The sequence below is a fragment of the Burkholderia sp. APQ4-4ca genome (assembly GCF_057837105.1).
On the sequence record NZ_JBYQCG010000064.1, the window covers coordinates 1 to 16,033 of the forward strand.

Consider the following 16,033-nt stretch of genomic DNA (forward strand, 5'->3'; position numbering starts at 1 on the left):
CCACCGACGCCAACGGCACACCGATCGCGGCAATCTTGACCGGAGCCAACCGCAATGACGTCACGCAACTGATCCCCCTGATCGAGGCGATCGCGCCGATCAAAGGCGTTCGCGGTCGGCCACTGAGCAGGCCCAAACGCGTCTATGCGGATCGAGGCTACGATCACGACAAGTACCGGCGCATCCTGCACGAGCGAGGCATTCCCACCAGCATTGCTCGACGCGGACAACCACACGGCAGCGGGCTTGGGAAGGTTCGATGGGTCGTGGAGCGCACGCATGCCTGGATGCACCACTTTCGACGTCTCCGTATCCGATTCGAACGGCGTGCCGACATTCATGAAGCGTTCCTCAAACTCGGTTGCTCCATGATCTGCTGGAACATTTTGCAGCGGACTCAGCAGCCTTTATGAAACCGTCTCTAAGCCTTGTGTGACGTTGACGCCGACGGCGCGCCGCCCGTCACGGTTTCCAGCGGTACATGAGCACCTTGCCGCGCGCGTCTTCCTCGACGAACACCAGGTACTCGCCGTTCTCGCGCCGGAACGCGCTGATGCCGAACGGCACGTCGACCCAGCCCGACGCCTTGCCGACCTCCGCGCCCGGGCTCATCACGCCGACTTCCTTGCCGGTTTCCTTGTCGTACACGTGGATCTTGCCGACCGGCTCCACGGTGAAGATGTAGCGGCCCTCGACCGTGATGCCGATCAGGTCGAGGATCGGCTTCGCGTCGAGCTGCCACGGCAGCGCGACGGTGTAGCGCACGACCGGCGAGCCGCTCGACCACTTGTCGAAACGCACCAGCACGCGGCCAACTTCCTTGTTGATGCCTGCCTGCGGCGGCGCGTCGGCCGTGTAGCCCGTCACGTACAGCGTGTCCGTCTGCGGCTCGTAGATCGCGCGGCGCAGTTGCGTGAACGGCTGCGGCATCGGGTAGGTCGTGACCTTGTCGTACGAATAGATCGGGTTGCCGGCCTTGTCGACGCCGCCATAGCCGAAGCGATGAATCCCTCGCACGTCGCTCGTGCGCCAGATGTCGCCCTTCGTGTCGACCCACCAGCCCCAACCGCCGGCCTTCGCCTTGCCGGTCGTGTTGATCTCGGACTCGTCGGCATCGATCCGACCGTTGCCGTTCGCGTCGCGCCACAGCCAGTCGCCGCCCGGCGGCTTGTTCGGCACCTTGTCGACCGGCCGCGCGCGACCCGCGATCAGGCCGGACGGAATCGCGACCTCGCCGTCGCGCTTCGCGTCGAAGCGGTAGATCTTCAGGTGATCGGCGTACATGTCGGTCAGGTACAGGAACGTGCGGCCGTCGACACGCCGCGCGATCGGCATGCCCGGATACTGGTCGGTGTGGAACACCGGGTCGTCCGGATACTTGAAGCGGTTCGACAGGAAGCCGACGTATTTCCAGTCCTGGCCCGGCGGCTTCGACAGGTCGAGCTCGAAGCGCTTGTTGCCCGTGTACACGCTGTTCGGCCGCGCGGGGTCGAGCCACGCGCCGTCGACGAACAGCAGCCCCTGCACCTGCCAGCGCAGCTTGCCGTCCGGCGTGTAGCTTTCCAGCACCGCGCCGAGCCCCGCGCCGATCGTGTCGTGGCGCGGCCCGATCCCGTTCATCGATACATAGATGTTGCCCGCGCGGTCGACGCCGACGCCCGTCAGCCCGTTGAAGCGCTGCGGCCCCGGCCGCCCCGGCACCGGGCCCGCAAAGATGCCGCCGCGCTCGCCGAGCGTGCCCGACGGCGCATAGCCCTTGCCGCCTTTCGAGAAGATCAGGATCTGCTGGCGCGGCCCGTTGTCCGCGACGAGCACGCGCCCTTTCGCGTCGACCGCCACGTCCACCGCGTCGGTGCCTTCCGGCAGCGCCGGCGCGTCGTCGAGCTTGCGGCCGTCGGCCCGCACATGCACGAGATGCGCGGGGCCGCCGAGCGTATCGGTCAGCAGCCACAGCGTGCCGTCGCCCGCCAGCGCGATGCGGCCCGGCTCGTGCGCGCTCCACGTGCCCTTCTGCTGCATCGTCTCCGCGTCGTAGACATCCACCACGTCGCGCGACGGATTGGTCGCGAACAGCGTCTTGTCGTCGGCCGCGAGGCCGCCTACTTCCGCCTTCGCCTCACCCACTTCCGAGCGCGCGGGGGCCGACACCTCGTTCATCATCATGAAGCTCGCGGCCATCCGTGCGCGGCCGGTATCGGCGCGCCCGCCCGGCGCGACCTGCGGCGCCGCGCGAAACGGCGCGGGCTGCTTCATGTCGCCGATCGTGCGCCGCGAGATGCCGAACCACTGCTTGCCCTTGTCCGGCCAGATGCCGGGCGACTGCAGGTGGCCGCGCTCATTGCCGACGCCGATCGCGACATACGCGTACTTGCCGTTCACCGCGATCGCGCTGCCGCCGAGGTTGCCCCAGCCGTGCGTGCCGCCGGCGAAGCCGAGCATCTTCCCGTCCTGATAGACGCTCGCCTCGGCGCCGCTCTCGTCCCACGGCGCATTCGTATACACCTTGCCCGCCGGCGTCACCGCGATCGCGCGGATGTCGATCTGCGTCCACGTGCCGTCGCCATAGCCGAACGTGTTGCCGATCCACGACGTCGTCGCGGGCAACACCGTTTCGGCCGGCACGGTGCTCGTCAGCAGTGCCGCGCATACCGTCATGCCAACCAGAATCAGACGTCGCAATGCGCTTCTCCAGACTCGATGCAACAGCGACCGGCGCCGCCACGGATCGCCCGCGGCGGCGCCCTGTCGCTAAATGGGTTTCAAACGTCGCGATGCAGGTTACAAGCAAAAATAATCACAAGAAATTTGGAAATATTTGGGGATGTTTCCGCCTGAAATATCGAGACGGAACAGCGCGTAAATGCCCGCCGAAAGCGGCAATAACGACCGCCTTTTTCGCGCCGCTGCGTAGAAAATTCCGTTCCGCGCCGCCTGCCGCGCCCCTCGGCGAGCAAACCTTTCGTCCCGTGATCGTGATAATCGGCATTTGCCTGTTTGTCCGCGGATAAATGGCCCGCGTTTTTTTACCGATTTCTTTTCCCTAGAATCGATTTCGATTTCATATTCCATTTAAAGCATGCAATACGTACACGCATCCGATGCGGGTCGTGAAGGAGCCGCGCGATGACGGCCCCGTCGCGCCCCGCCGACCTCGTCCCGCCACAACACGGCCGCATCGTGCAGCTCGACGGGCTGCGCGCGATCGCGGTGGGCGCCGTATTCCTGCAACACGCGCTGAAGGCGCCGCTATGGATGGGCGTCGATCTGTTCTTCGTGCTGAGCGGCCTGCTGATCACCGGCATCCTGCTCGATCGCAAGGCGCGCGGGCAGTCGTACTTCAGCCACTTCTACGCGCGCCGCGTGCGCCGCATCCTGCCGCCGTACGTGCTGCTGCTGCTGGTGTCGACGCTGCTGTTCGGCGCAAGCTGGCTGCCGCACTGGCCGTGGTTCGCGTTCTTCTCGACCAATATCGGGCTGTCGCTCGGCAGCATCGGCCATGACAGCCTGAACGTGCTGTGGTCGCTCGCGGTCGAGGAGCAGTTCTACATCTTCTGGCCGTTCGTCGTGCTGTGGTGCTCGGAGCGTGCGCTGCTGTGGGTCGCCGCCGCGCTGATCGTCGCGGCGCCGGTGCTGCGCGCGATCGCGACGCCGTGGTTCGATTCGTTCTGGCCGATCTACTACCTGACGCCGTTCCGGATGGACCTGCTCGCGGCAGGCGCGTTGCTCGCGATCGTGCTGCGCCGCGACCGGCGCGCGCTGGAGCCGTTCTATCCGCTCGCGATCGTCGGCGCGCTCGTGTCGCTCGCGATCCTCGGCTGGCTGCACCTGTCGTTCCCGCGCTTTCGCGCCGCGAACACGCCGCTGTCGAACGCGGCGCTCTACAGCATCTCGCTGCTGCTGTGCACGTCGATCGTCGTGATCGCGCTGCGCGGGCGCGGCCTCGTGCAGCGCGTGCTGACGAACCCGATGCTCGTCTACGTCGGCACCGTCAGCTACACCGTCTACCTGATCCACCTGAGCGTGCTGTACGCGCTGTGGCCGCTGCACCTGAACCGCTTCGTCACGGCCGCGCTCGCGCTGGCGATCACGCTCGCGTACGCGACCCTGAGCTGGTACGGCTTCGAACGGCGCCTGACGCGCGGGCCCGCGCGCCGCGCGGTGCCAGCCGCCGCCGGCACGGCTGCGTGAATTTCATCATCCAACGTTTCTACCAGGACAACGCCATGAGCCAAACGCGTAAAAAGGCCATCATCACCGGAATTTCGGGGCAAGACGGTGCGTACCTGACCAAACTGCTGCTCGACAAGGGCTACGAGGTCACCGGCACCTACCGCCGCACCAGCTCGGTGAATTTCTGGCGCATCGCCGAGCTGGGTGTCGACACGCACCCGAACCTGACGCTCGTCGAACACGACCTGACCGACGCAGGCTCGAGCTTGCGCCTGCTCGAACGCACGCAGCCGGACGAGCTGTACAACCTGGCCGCGCAAAGCTTCGTCGGCGTGTCGTTCGACCAGCCGGCGACGACCGCCGAAGTGACCGGCATCGGCCCGCTGAACCTGCTCGAGGCGATTCGCGTCGTGAGCCCGAAAACGCGCTTCTATCAGGCGTCGACGTCCGAGATGTTCGGCAAGGTGCAGGCGATTCCGCAAACGGAAACCACCGCGTTCTATCCGCGCAGCCCGTACGGCGTCGCGAAACTGTACGCGCACTGGATGACCGTGAACTACCGCGAATCGTATGGCCTGTTCGGCAGCAGCGGCATCCTGTTCAACCACGAATCGCCGCTGCGCGGCCGCGAATTCGTGACGCGCAAGATCACCGACACGATCGCGAAGATCAAGCTGGGCAAGGCGACCAAGCTCGAGCTCGGCAATCTCGACGCGAAGCGCGACTGGGGCTTTGCGCTCGAATACGTCGAAGGCATGTGGCGCATGCTGCAGGCCGACGAACCCGACACCTACGTGCTGGCGACCAACCGCACCGAAACCGTGCGCGACTTCGTGCGGATGGCGTTCGCGGCGGCCGGCTACCAGATTGAATGGACCGGCAAGGGCGAGCAGGAACGCGGCCTCGATGCGGCGACCGGCAACGTGCTCGTCGAAGTGAACCCGAAGTTCTACCGTCCTGCCGAAGTCGACCTGCTGATCGGTTGCGCGGACAAGGCGAAAAGCAAACTGGGCTGGGCACCCAAAACGACGCTCGAACAACTTTGTCAGATGATGGTCGAAGCGGATTTGACGCGGAACCAACACCATGACACGTTCTGAAACCGGGCGTCCGTCGCGCCGTGCGTTCGTCACGGGCCTGACGGGTTTCACCGGTCGCCACATGGCCGAACGCCTGCAGGCGGCCGGCTATGACGTCTGGGGCACGGTCGCGCCCGGCACGCCGCGTCCCGCCGATCCGGCATTCGCACACTGCACGCTGCTGCCCGTCGACCTGCTCGACGCGGAAGCCATGCGCGCGGCCGCGGCCGACGCACGGCCCGACGCGGTCGTGCATCTCGCCGCCCGTGCGCATGTCGCCGACGACGAACCGACGCAGACCTACGCGGTCAACATCGTCGGCACGCGCAATCTGCTGGCGGCGCTGGCCGGCCTCGACCGCCGCCCGTCGGCGGTGCTGCTGGCAAGCAGCGCGAACATCTACGGCAACTCGACGGCCGGCGTGCTCGACGAAACCGTCGCGCCCGCGCCGGCGAACGACTACGCGATCAGCAAGCTCGCGATGGAATATGCGGCGAAGCTGTGGGCCGACCGGCTGCCGATCGTGATCGCGCGGCCATTCAACTACACGGGTGTCGGCCAGAGCGATGCGTATCTGCTGCCCAAGCTCGTCGCGCACTATGCGAGCAACGCGCCGCGGATCTCGCTCGGCAACCTCGACGTGAGCCGCGATTTCTCCGACGTGCGCGACGTGACGGCCGCCTATCTGAAGCTGGTCGAAGCCGGGCCGGCCGGCGAGACGTTCAACGTGTGCTCCGAGCGTGCGTATTCGCTGAAGGAAGTACTGGCGATGCTGTCGCGGATCGCCGGCTACGTGATCGACGTGACGATCGATCCACGCTTCGTGCGGCACAACGAAGTGAAAAGCCTGAGCGGGTCGCGCGACAAACTGCGGCGCGCGGTGGGCGAATTACCGGTCACGCCGCTCGACGAAACGCTGCGCTGGATGGTGGACGCGATGCGCGCTGCACCGTCAGGGCACACCGCCGGCTGACGACGGCACAACACGCGCGCGACGGCAGGCGCAGAAACGACAACGGGCCGCTCTCTCTCGAGAGCGGCCCGTTTCACTGATGCCGAGCGAAAACCGGCTGTATCGCTCAGCCGCCCAGACCACGCGCCAGATCAGCGCGAACGTCGGCTGCGTGCTCGAGGCCGACCGCGAGGCGGATCAGCCCTTCGGTGATCCCGGCCGCCGCGCGCGCTTCCGGCGTGATGCGGCCGTGCGTCGTGGTGGCCGGATGCGTGATCGTCGTGCGCGTGTCGCCGAGGTTGCCGGTGATCGACACCAGCTTCGTGCCGTCGATCACGCGCCATGCGTTCGCGCGCTGCTGCTCGGGCGTGTCGCCCTTCAGCTCGAACGACACGATCGCGCCGCCCGCCTTCTGCTGACGCTTCGCGAGTTCATGCTGCGGATGCGATTCGAGCCCCGGATAGAACACACGCGCGACCGCCGGATGCGCGTCGAGCCAGCGCGCGATCTCCAGCGCGTTCGCCGATTGCTTCTCGACCCGCAGCGACAGCGTCTCCATCCCCTTCAGCAGCACCCATGCGTTGAATGCCGACAGCGTCGGGCCCGCGCTGCGCACGAACGGGAACACCTTGCCCATGATGAATTCCTTCGAGCCGACCAGCGCGCCGCCAAGCACGCGGCCTTGCCCGTCGAGGAATTTCGTCGCCGAGTGCATCACCACGTCCGCGCCGAGCTTCAGCGGCTGCTGCAGCACCGGGCTGCAGAAACAGTTGTCGACGACGAACAGCGCGTTCGCCGCCTTCGCGATCTTGCCGATCGCCTCGATGTCCGCGAGTTCGGTCAGCGGGTTCGACGGCGTCTCGAGGAAGAACATCTTCGTTTCCGGCCGCACCGCTTCCTGCCACGCGTTCAGGTCGGTCGGGTCGACGAAGGTCGTCGTGATCCCGAACTTGCTGAAGATCTGCGAGAACATCCCGAGCGTCGAGCCGAACAGGCTGCGCGAGCTGACGAGGTGGTCGCCCGCCTGCAGCGCGGACATCACGACCGACATGATCGCGGCCATGCCCGATGCCGTCGCGATGCACGCCTCACCGCCCTCGAGCGCCGCGAGACGCTCCTGGAACATGGTGACGGTCGGATTCGTGAAGCGCGAATACGTGAAATAGTCTTCCGAATTCGCGAAACGCTCGGCCGCGTCGGCCGCGCTCGAGAAGCAGAAGCTCGACGTGAGGAACAGCGCTTCCGAATGCTCGTTGAAGTCGCTGCGCAGCGTGCCCGCGCGCACCGCGAGCGTGTCGAAGTTGAGGGAGTCGTCCATGTTCCGTTTTCCGTATTCGAGGGCCGCGCCGACGGTCGCTCTTGCGGCGCGGACCGGTCAAAACCGAGGCCAAAAAGCAAAAAGCCCGCTATGCGTCGGCATCAGCGGGCTTCGGGTGCGGTACGACAGCGATCGACTCGGGCCGGCTGCCGCCGGCCTTCGCTTTAGCTGTTTCGGGAAGTTGCCCCGCGTCCGCAAGCTGATATCAAATCGACGCAAGGCCACATCCTATCACGCCTCGATCAAAGCGTGCGCCGGCGTTACTCGACCGACAGCTGCAGGTTCATCTGCGAACGCTCGGTATCGCCGGCCGTGTCTCGATCGGCCTGCGACGCCGGCGTGAGGCGCGCGCGCTCGATCGCATCGAGGTACTCGGGCGTCACCGCACCGGTGATGTAGTTGCCGTCGAAACACGACGCCTCGAAGCGCTCGAGCTTCGGGTTGATGTCGCGCACCGCGCGGCGCAGATCGTCGACGTCCTGATAGATCAAATGATCGGCACCGATGATCTTCGCGACTTCCTCGTCGGTGCGGCCATGCGCGACGAGCTCACCGCGCGTCGGCATGTCGATGCCGTATACGTTCGGGAACTTCACGGGCGGCGCCGCCGACGCGAAGATCACCGACTTCGCGCCCGCATCGCGCGCCATCTGCACGATTTCGTGCGAGGTCGTGCCGCGCACGATCGAATCGTCGACGATCAGCACGTGCTTGTCCTTGAACTCGATGCTCATCGCGTTGAGCTTCTGGCGCACCGACTTCTTGCGCACGGCCTGCCCCGGCATGATGAAGGTGCGGCCGACATAGCGGTTCTTGAAGAAGCCTTCGCGATACTCGACGCCGAGCTTCGCGGCGACCTGCATCGCGGCCGGGCGCGACGAATCGGGAATCGGCATCACGACGTCGATCGGCACGTTCGGCAGTTCGCGCTTGATTTTCTCAGCGAGATAGTCGCCCATGCGCAGGCGCACGTTGTAGACCGGCACCCCGTCGAGGCACGAATCCGGACGGGCCAGATACACGTATTCGAACATGCACGGATTCAGCGTCGGATTCTCCGCGCACTGCTGGCTGTGGAAGTTGCCGGCCTTGTCGATGAAGACGGCTTCGCCCGGCTCCAGGTCACGCACGAATTCGAAACCGATGCCTTCGACCGCCACCGACTCCGACGCGACCATCCATTCGGTGCCGTGCTCGGTTTCGAGCTTGCCGATGCAGAGCGGGCGGATGCCGAACGGGTCGCGGAACGCGAGCAGGCCGTAGCCGGCGATCAGCGACACGATCGCGTACGAACCCTGCAGGCGGCGATGCACGCCCGAGACCGCCTTGAACACCGACGCCGGATCGAGCTCGAGGCCCGTGGTCGACAGTTGCAGTTCGTGCGCGAACACGTTGAGCAGCACTTCGCTGTCGGAGTTGGTGTTGATGTGCCGGCGGTCGATCCGGAACATCTCGTCCTTCAGCTGCATCCAGTTCGTCAGGTTGCCGTTGTGCGCGAGGATGATCCCGAACGGCGCGTTCACGTAGAACGGCTGCGCCTCGGCCTCGCTCGACGCCGAGCCGGCCGTCGGGTAGCGGACCTGGCCGATGCCGTAGGTGCCGGGCAGGCTGCGCATGTTGCGCGTGCGGAACACGTCGCGCACCATGCCGTTCGCCTTGTACATGTGGAAATTGCTGCCGTCCGCCGTCGCAATGCCCGCCGCGTCCTGACCGCGATGCTGCAGCAGCAGCAGGCTGTCATAGATCAGCTGATTGACCGGGGATTGGGAGATAACGCCTACGATGCCGCACATGGCATGTCCTTCAGAATGACAAAATCGGTTCCGTCCTGCCCGGCCGCGTCGTCACACGCGTACGTACTGGGCCATGCCGTCGGGCAGGAGCTGCTTCAGCTCGCGCACGCCCTGTTCGGCAAAAGGACGCAATAGCGCATTGCGCCAGAAATCCTGTTTGGGCAGTTCGGTCAGCCCGGCCGCCGCGACCAGCAGCACCACCAGCACACAGCCGCGGACGAGCCCGAACATCATGCCCAGCGAGCGATCGACGCCGCCCAGGCCACTCGCCTGCGCGATCCGCGACAGCAGCGCGTTCGCCACGCCGGCGACCAGCACGACGCCGATCACGAGCAACGCGAAGGCGATCACCCACTGCGTCAGCGCGCCGCCCGGCCAGTTCGCCGGAATGTACGGCACGACCATCCCGACGTAGCGGCCCGCGATCACGATCGCCGCGATCCAGCCGATCAGCCCGAAAATCTCGGACACGAAGCCGCGCCACGCACCGCGCAGCGCCGACAACACGATCACCGCCAATACAGCGTAGTCGAAAGCCGTCAGCATCGTGGCCTTACTGCGTCAGGCCGGCTTCGCGCACCTTCGCGATCGCGGCGGAGGCCGCCGAGCGATCCGCGAACGGGCCGGCACGCAACAGTGTAGCCGTGCTGCCGTCTGCCTGCTTGCGATGCTCGACATATGCGGGCACGCCCGCCGATTTCAACTTGGTCGCCCACGAACGGGCCGTCGCGTCGTCCTTGAACGAGCCGAGCTGTACCGCGAAGCGCGCACCGGCCGGCGACGCCGGCGACGATGCGTCGCCGCTGTCCGGGCTCGCGGCGCCGTCATTCGCGACGGTGGCGGGCTTCGGCGCGGCAGGTTTCGGCGCGGGCGCTGCAGCCGGCTTCGGCGCGGGCTTCGGCGGCGTCACGCTCGCGGTGGTGGTCGTATCGGGTTTCGCCACCGGCTTGGCGGCATCCTTCGGCGCGGGTGCGGGCGCCGGTGCGGCCGCAACGGTCGTGTCGGAGGCCGGCGGTTCGTCATGCGCGACGCCTGCCTGCACGTCGGACACATCGTCGTCGCGCGGCGCGACCGCCTGATGCGCGGGCCGGTTCGGGATGTCGATCGCGATGTCATCGGTGACCGGCTTCGGGTGCGAATCGAGCACCATCGGCAGGACGATCACCGCGGCCACGACGAGCGCGATCGCGCCGACGAGACGACGGCGCGCGCGTTGCTTTTCTGGAAGGGTCGGATCGAGGAGCAGGGCATCCGATTCCGGACGCTCGGTACGGCGCGAGCGTCGCTCGACGCGCTCAGTGCGCTCCGTGCGCACGTTCCGGGAGGCCCCGGTGCGACCGCCGCGCCGCGGGGGCGCGTCGTCGTCTTTCTTGCCGAACGAGAAAATTCCCATGAATGGCTGAGTCCGAAACTGCCCGTCAGTCAGTGTTGCTGCGATTTACGGTAGGCCAGCACGCCGGCAACCGTATGGAAACTGCCGAAAACCACGATTCTATCATTCTCGGATGCTCTTTTTAGTGCATCGCGAAACGCTTCCGCGGGCGACGCGTAGCGCGTCACGCTCGAATCGGGCCCCTCCTCCACGCCAGCCTTGCGCAGCGCCGCTTCGAGCTGCTCCGCCGAGGCCGCGCGCGGCAGCGGCAGATCGGTCACGCACCAGTGGTCAATCTCGCCCTTCAGGTGCCGCAGCACACCGTCGATGTCCTTGTCGTGCATCGCGCCGAACACCGCGTACGTGTACGGGAAGAAGCCCATGTTGCCGAGGTTCTGCTCGAGCACGGCCGACGCATGCGGGTTGTGCGCGACGTCGAGCACGATCGCCGGCTTGCCGGGCAGCACCTGGAAACGCCCCGGCAGCTCGACGTTCGCCAGCCCGAGCCGGATGTCCTGTGCGGACACCGGCAGCACCGGACGCAGCGCCTCGAGCGCGGCAAGCGCGGCCGACGCATTGATCAGCTGATTCGCGCCGCGCAACGCCGGATAAGCGAGCGCCGGATAGCGCTTGTCGCGGCCAAGGTAGCTCCATTGCTGACGCTCGGCGCCCGCCTGCGCCTCGTAGCGGAAATCGCGGCCGACCAGCCACAGGTCGGCGCCGATCGCTTCGGCGTGGTCGATCAGCGTTTGCGGCGCGGCCGGATCGCCGCAGATCGCCGGCTTGCCCGCGCGGAAGATCCCGGCCTTCTCGAACGCGATCTTCTCGCGCGTGTCGCCGAGGTATTCGGTGTGGTCGATGTCGATGCTCGTGACGATCGCGCAATCGGTATCGATGATGTTCACCGCATCGAGCCGGCCGCCGAGGCCGACTTCGAGGATCACCGCATCGAGCCCGCGCGACGCGAACAGATGCAGGATCGCGAGCGTCGTGAATTCGAAATACGTGAGCGACACCGGTTCGGCCAGCGACGTGCGCGCGGCTTCGACGGCCTCGAAATGCGGCAGCAGTTCGTCGTCGGTCACGTTCTGCCCGTTCACGCGCGCGCGCTCGTTGAATTCGAGCAGGTGCGGCGACGTGTGGCAGCCGACCTTGTAGCCCGCGCGCACGAGGATCGTCTCGAGGAACGCGCAGGTCGAGCCCTTGCCGTTCGTGCCGCCGACGGTGATCACCGGGCACGCGAATTCGAGCTGCAGCGCCGCCTTGACCTGCCCGATGCGGGTCAGGCCCATGTCGATGCCGACCGGGTGCGCGCGTTCGAGATGCGAAAGCCACGCGTCGAGAGTGGGAAAAGTGCTCATCGGATCAAATCTGGATCGGTACCGCCACTACGCCAAAAAACGAAGCGCGCCGCCTGACGCTGAAGCCAGGCGACGCGCAGAGTCACAACCTTGCGCCGGTCAGGCCAGCGCGTCGGCCGGCTGTCGCTGCAGCAGCGCGAGCAACTGCGCGATCTCGTCGCGCATCTTGCGACGGTCGACGATCATGTCGATCGCACCCGTCTTCAGCAGGAATTCGGCGCGCTGGAAGCCTTCCGGCAGCTTCTCGCGGACCGTCTGCTCGATCACGCGCGGGCCGGCGAAGCCGATCAGCGCCTTCGGCTCGGCGATCACGACGTCGCCGAGAAACGCGAAGCTCGCCGACACGCCGCCCATCGTCGGGTCGGTCAGCACCGAGATGAACGGCAGCTTGGCTTCGGCCAGCTTGGTCAGCATCGCGGTGGTCTTGGCCATCTGCATCAGCGACAGCAGGCTTTCCTGCATCCGTGCGCCGCCCGACGCCGTGAAGCAGATGAACGGCACGTGCTGCTCCAGCGCGTTCTGCGCGCCGCGCGCGAAGCGCTCGCCGACGACCGAACCCATCGAGCCGCCCATGAACGAGAACTCGAAGCAGGCCGCGACGACGGGCAGCGTGTGGATCGCGCCGCCCATCACGACCATCGCGTCGGTTTCGCCGGTTTCGTCCATCGCTTCTTTCAGACGATCGGGGTACTTGCGGCTGTCCTTGAACTTCAGCGAGTCGACCGGCACGATTTCCTGGCCGATTTCATAGCGGCCTTCCGGATCGAGCAGCCCGTCGAGGCGCTCGCGCGCGCCGATGCGCATGTGGTGATCGCACTTCGGGCACACGTGCAGGTTCGCGTCCACGTCGTTGCGATAGAGAACGGCCTCGCAGGACGGGCACTTGACCCACAGGCCTTCCGGAATGCCCTTGCGGCTTTTCGGGTCGGTCTGCTTGATCTTCGGCGGCAACAGTTTGTCGAGCCAGCTCATCGTATGGTTTCCTGTTCCGTGGCGGGGCGGGCCGACCGGCCCGTTCCCGCTTCCTGTGTTGTGTTTACCGCGCCGTGTTGCCGGCACCGTCCAGGGCGGCGCGCAGCTCGGCGATGAACGACTTCAGCGCGGCGGCGGCACCTTCCGGCGCGGCGCTCTCGAGCAGTTGCACGAGGCGGCTGCCGATTACGACGGCGTCCGATACTTCGGCCACCGCGCGCGCCGTTTCGGCGTCGCGGATGCCGAAGCCGACGCCCACCGGAACCGGCACGCGCGACTTGATGGCCGGGATTTTACCCGCAATGCTCGAAACATCCAGATTTCCCGCGCCGGTCACCCCCTTGAGCGACACGTAATACACGTAGCCGCTCGCGATCTTGCCGACGTCGGCGATGCGTTCGTCGGTCGACGTGGGCGCGAGCAGGAAGATCGGATCGATCTGCGCGCCACGCATTTTCTCGGCGAACACGCCCGCCTCTTCCGGCGGATAGTCGACCACCAGTACGCCGTCGACGCCAGCCGCGTGCGCTTCGGCCGCGAACGTGTCGACGCCCATCCGTTCGATCGGGTTCGCATACCCCATCAGCACGACGGGGGTTTGGGGGTCGGTTTCGCGAAAACGCTTCACGTCGGCGAGCACGCTCTTCAACGTGACGCCGCGCGCGAGCGCGCGTTCCGACGAGCGCTGGATCACGGGGCCGTCGGCCATCGGATCGGAGAACGGCACGCCGAGCTCGATCACGTCCGCGCCGCCGGCGGCGAGCGCGTGCATGAATTCGACGGTTTTCGCGGGATCGGGGTCGCCGGCCGTGATGAACGGGATCAGGCCCTTACGGCCTTGTTCGGCGAGCGCGGCGAAGGTCTGCTGAATGCGGGACATGGCAATTTTTCCTAGATGCGTTCGGCGATGCGGCGGCGCGATTCACGCGCACGCCGGCGCGGCGAGCGCGCTCACGCGCTCGTGCGCGATCGCACAATAGCTTTCGTTGATCTCGTAGCCGACGAAGTCGCGCCCCTGCCGTGCGCAGGCCACCGCGGTCGTGCCGCTGCCCATGAACGGATCGAGCACGCGGCCGCCCGGCGGGCAGCTCGCGAGCACCATCCGCTCGATGATTTCGAGCGGCTTCTGGGTCGGATGATCGACGCGCTCCGCGTGCTGCCGGTGCAGGCGCGAGACCGACCAGACGTCCTTCGGGTTGTAGCCCATCTCCAGCCACTTGCTGCCCTCGAACAGCTTGCGCGAGCGGGCCTTCTTCGTGTCGGCGTCGTACGGGATGCGGACCGGATCGAGATCGAAGTAATACGCCTTGGAAACCGCGAAAAAGCCGATGTTGTCGTGCACCGACGTGAAACGGCGCGTCGTGCCGCCCATGCTCGGCACGCGCCGGTCCCAGATGATCTCGTTGACCATCGTGAGCTGCGTCTTCAGGAAACTGAAGATTTCCGGCGCGTACTGCCACGTGCAGAAGATGTACATCGACCCGCTCGGCTTCAGTTTCGGAATCGCTAGCTCGAGCCACCCGCGCGTCCACGCGAGGAAATCGTCGCCCGAACGCTTGTCCGAATCGTTGCCGTAGTCCTTGCCGAGCCCGTACGGCGGATCGGCGACGATCAGGTCGATCGACGCGTCCGGCAGGTGCGCGGCATCGGTCAGGAAATCGCGGTTGTGCAGTTCGATACCGGACGGCAGCGCGCGCGGCACGGCAGCGGCAGGCTGAACCGCCTCCGCCTCGCTCGCGGCGCCGCCGCCCGGCTCTTCGATCAGGTCACGCATCGGTCGGGGTCAGAGCTCGATGCCCGATCGCTCGGCGACCGTGTGCATGTCCTTGTCGCCGCGGCCCGACAGGTTGACGAGCAGGATCTTGTCCTTCGGCAACGTCGGCGCGAGCTTCACGCCATACGCGATCGCGTGGCTCGACTCGAGCGCGGGGATGATTCCCTCGATCCGGCAGCAGTCGTGGAACGCCTTCAACGCTTCGTCGTCGGTGATCGGCACGTACTGCGCGCGGCCGCTGTCCTTCAGCCATGCGTGCTCGGGGCCGACGCCCGGGTAGTCGAGGCCCGCCGACACCGAATGCGTCTCGATGATCTGGCCGTTGTCGTCCTGCAGCAGGTACGTGCGGTTGCCGTGCAGCACGCCCGGGCTGCCGGCGATCAGCGATGCCGCGTGATGGCCCGTGTCGAGGCCGTCGCCGGCCGCTTCGACGCCGATCAGCTGCACCGATTGGTCGTCGATGTACGGATAGAAGATGCCCATCGCATTCGACCCGCCGCCGACGCACGCGATCACCGCGTCCGGCTGGCGGCCGGCGAGTTCCGGCATCTGCACCTTGCACTCGTCGCCGATCACGCGCTGGAAGTCGCGCACCATCATCGGATACGGGTGCGGGCCCGCGACCGTGCCGATGATGTAGAACGTGCTTTCGATGTTCGTGACCCAGTCGCGCATCGCTTCGTTCAGCGCGTCCTTCAGCGTGCGCGAACCCGATTCGACCGGCACGACCGTCGCGCCCAGCAGCTTCATCCGATAGACGTTCGCGGCCTGCCGGCGCACGTCCTCCGAGCCCATGTAGACGACGCATTCCATCCCGAAGCGCGCGCAGATCGTCGCGGTCGCGACGCCGTGCTGGCCGGCGCCCGTTTCCGCGATCACGCGCTTCTTGCCCATGCGCTTGGCGAGCAGCGCCTGGCCGATCACGTTGTTGATCTTGTGCGCGCCCGTGTGGTTCAGGTCTTCGCGCTTCAGGTAGATCTGCGCGCCGCCGAGCATCTCGCTCCAGCGCTGCGCGTGATAGATCGGCGACGGGCGGCCGACGAAATACTTCAGCTCGCGCTCGAATTCGGCGACGAAGTCGGGATCGTTCTGGAACTTTTCATACGCCGCGCGCAATTCGTCCAGCGCGTGAATCAGCGTCTCGGCGACGAACACGCCGCCATACGGGCCGAAATGGCCGCGATCATCAGGAAGGTTGTACATGGTGTCTCTCTCGATCGGTCGGTGCGCCCGCTTTTGGGG

15 protein-coding genes are annotated in these 16,033 nt (G+C 66.3%); 4 read left to right on the forward strand and 11 right to left on the reverse strand.

The genetic code is table 11. The annotated features are described in order from the left end of the window. The coding region (locus AC3IFE_RS04255) for an IS5 family transposase (RefSeq protein ID WP_489189702.1) at positions 1-413 on the forward strand (413 nt) is incomplete at its 5' end. A 49-nt stretch (positions 414-462) separates the two neighbouring features. Here AC3IFE_RS04255 and AC3IFE_RS04260 read toward each other — a convergent pair. Together AC3IFE_RS04260 and AC3IFE_RS04265 are read right to left on the reverse strand one after the other, a co-directional pair. After that, positions 463-2,655 carry an NHL repeat-containing protein gene (locus tag AC3IFE_RS04260; protein ID WP_489189727.1) on the reverse strand — a complete coding sequence of 731 codons (2,193 nt, stop codon included), beginning with the start codon at positions 2,653-2,655 and terminating at the stop codon, positions 463-465. A 123-nt stretch (positions 2,656-2,778) separates the two neighbouring features. After that, the gene (locus tag AC3IFE_RS04265; RefSeq protein WP_179233484.1) at positions 2,779-3,069 is read right to left on the reverse strand and encodes a hypothetical protein; all 291 of its coding nucleotides are present in this window, start codon (positions 3,067-3,069) and stop codon (positions 2,779-2,781) included. Positions 3,070-3,123: 54 nt separating this feature from the next. On the opposite strand from AC3IFE_RS04265, the gene AC3IFE_RS04270 reads away from it, so the two are divergent. The 3 genes from AC3IFE_RS04270 to AC3IFE_RS04280 are packed head-to-tail and all read left to right on the forward strand — an operon-like array spanning position 3,124 to position 6,222. Further along, positions 3,124-4,188: an acyltransferase family protein gene (locus AC3IFE_RS04270; protein WP_089469391.1), complete on the forward strand. Its 1,065-nt coding sequence runs from the start codon at positions 3,124-3,126 to the stop codon at positions 4,186-4,188. Positions 4,189-4,223: 35 nt separating this feature from the next. Then, entirely contained in the window at positions 4,224-5,270 is a 1,047-nt protein-coding gene (gmd, locus tag AC3IFE_RS04275) for a GDP-mannose 4,6-dehydratase (protein ID WP_011548084.1), read from the forward strand. Continuing rightward, positions 5,257-6,222 carry an NAD-dependent epimerase/dehydratase family protein gene (locus AC3IFE_RS04280; RefSeq protein ID WP_489189703.1) on the forward strand — a complete coding sequence of 322 codons (966 nt, stop codon included), beginning with the start codon at positions 5,257-5,259 and terminating at the stop codon, positions 6,220-6,222. Before gmd ends, AC3IFE_RS04280 begins: the two co-directional genes overlap by 14 nt. Positions 6,223-6,328: 106 nt before the next feature. On the opposite strand, the gene AC3IFE_RS04285 is transcribed toward AC3IFE_RS04280, so the two are convergent. The 9 genes from AC3IFE_RS04285 to trpB form a co-directional block, all read right to left on the reverse strand. Then, positions 6,329-7,519: an O-succinylhomoserine sulfhydrylase gene (locus tag AC3IFE_RS04285; protein WP_489189704.1), complete on the reverse strand. Its 1,191-nt coding sequence runs from the start codon at positions 7,517-7,519 to the stop codon at positions 6,329-6,331. A gap of 260 nt (positions 7,520-7,779) precedes the next feature. After that, positions 7,780-9,312, reverse strand: coding sequence for an amidophosphoribosyltransferase (gene purF, locus AC3IFE_RS04290; RefSeq protein ID WP_069618451.1), 1,533 nt, complete (start codon positions 9,310-9,312; stop codon positions 7,780-7,782). 51 nt (positions 9,313-9,363) lie between these two features. Then, a complete protein-coding gene (locus AC3IFE_RS04295) occupies positions 9,364-9,858 on the reverse strand; it encodes a CvpA family protein (RefSeq protein ID WP_089469388.1) in 495 nt (164 codons plus the stop codon). A 7-nt stretch (positions 9,859-9,865) separates the two neighbouring features. Beyond that, positions 9,866-10,705, reverse strand: coding sequence for an SPOR domain-containing protein (locus AC3IFE_RS04300; protein ID WP_089469387.1), 840 nt, complete (start codon positions 10,703-10,705; stop codon positions 9,866-9,868). Positions 10,706-10,734: 29 nt separating this feature from the next. Next, entirely contained in the window at positions 10,735-12,045 is a 1,311-nt protein-coding gene (folC, locus tag AC3IFE_RS04305; RefSeq protein ID WP_089469386.1) for a bifunctional tetrahydrofolate synthase/dihydrofolate synthase, read from the reverse strand. A gap of 99 nt (positions 12,046-12,144) precedes the next feature. Further along, positions 12,145-13,017: an acetyl-CoA carboxylase, carboxyltransferase subunit beta gene (accD, locus tag AC3IFE_RS04310; RefSeq protein ID WP_009691548.1), complete on the reverse strand. Its 873-nt coding sequence runs from the start codon at positions 13,015-13,017 to the stop codon at positions 12,145-12,147. Positions 13,018-13,081: 64 nt separating this feature from the next. Beyond that, entirely contained in the window at positions 13,082-13,897 is an 816-nt protein-coding gene (gene trpA, locus AC3IFE_RS04315) for a tryptophan synthase subunit alpha (RefSeq protein WP_489189705.1), read from the reverse strand. Positions 13,898-13,939: 42 nt separating this feature from the next. Beyond that, positions 13,940-14,791 carry a DNA-methyltransferase gene (locus AC3IFE_RS04320; protein WP_089469383.1) on the reverse strand — a complete coding sequence of 284 codons (852 nt, stop codon included), beginning with the start codon at positions 14,789-14,791 and terminating at the stop codon, positions 13,940-13,942. A gap of 9 nt (positions 14,792-14,800) precedes the next feature. Beyond that, positions 14,801-15,994, reverse strand: a complete 1,194-nt coding sequence (gene trpB, locus AC3IFE_RS04325) for a tryptophan synthase subunit beta (RefSeq protein ID WP_089469382.1) — start codon at positions 15,992-15,994, stop codon at positions 14,801-14,803. Positions 15,995-16,033: the final 39 nt, after the last annotated feature.

Excerpts from the sequence above, each read along its gene's own strand:
- AC3IFE_RS04260 (WP_489189727.1), bottom strand. The coding sequence starts at position 2,655 with ATGACGGTATGCGCGGCACTGCTGACGAGCACCGTGCCGGCCGAAACG.
- AC3IFE_RS04265 (WP_179233484.1), bottom strand. The coding sequence starts at position 3,069 with ATGGAATATGAAATCGAAATCGATTCTAGGGAAAAGAAATCGGTAAAA.
- AC3IFE_RS04270 (WP_089469391.1), top strand. The coding sequence starts at position 3,124 with ATGACGGCCCCGTCGCGCCCCGCCGACCTCGTCCCGCCACAACACGGC.
- gmd (WP_011548084.1), top strand. The coding sequence starts at position 4,224 with ATGAGCCAAACGCGTAAAAAGGCCATCATCACCGGAATTTCGGGGCAA.
- AC3IFE_RS04280 (WP_489189703.1), top strand. The coding sequence starts at position 5,257 with ATGACACGTTCTGAAACCGGGCGTCCGTCGCGCCGTGCGTTCGTCACG.
- AC3IFE_RS04285 (WP_489189704.1), bottom strand. The coding sequence starts at position 7,519 with ATGGACGACTCCCTCAACTTCGACACGCTCGCGGTGCGCGCGGGCACG.
- purF (WP_069618451.1), bottom strand. The coding sequence starts at position 9,312 with ATGTGCGGCATCGTAGGCGTTATCTCCCAATCCCCGGTCAATCAGCTG.
- AC3IFE_RS04295 (WP_089469388.1), bottom strand. The coding sequence starts at position 9,858 with ATGCTGACGGCTTTCGACTACGCTGTATTGGCGGTGATCGTGTTGTCG.
- AC3IFE_RS04300 (WP_089469387.1), bottom strand. The coding sequence starts at position 10,705 with ATGGGAATTTTCTCGTTCGGCAAGAAAGACGACGACGCGCCCCCGCGG.
- folC (WP_089469386.1), bottom strand. The coding sequence starts at position 12,045 with ATGAGCACTTTTCCCACTCTCGACGCGTGGCTTTCGCATCTCGAACGC.
- accD (WP_009691548.1), bottom strand. The coding sequence starts at position 13,017 with ATGAGCTGGCTCGACAAACTGTTGCCGCCGAAGATCAAGCAGACCGAC.
- trpA (WP_489189705.1), bottom strand. The coding sequence starts at position 13,897 with ATGTCCCGCATTCAGCAGACCTTCGCCGCGCTCGCCGAACAAGGCCGT.
- AC3IFE_RS04320 (WP_089469383.1), bottom strand. The coding sequence starts at position 14,791 with ATGCGTGACCTGATCGAAGAGCCGGGCGGCGGCGCCGCGAGCGAGGCG.
- trpB (WP_089469382.1), bottom strand. The coding sequence starts at position 15,994 with ATGTACAACCTTCCTGATGATCGCGGCCATTTCGGCCCGTATGGCGGC.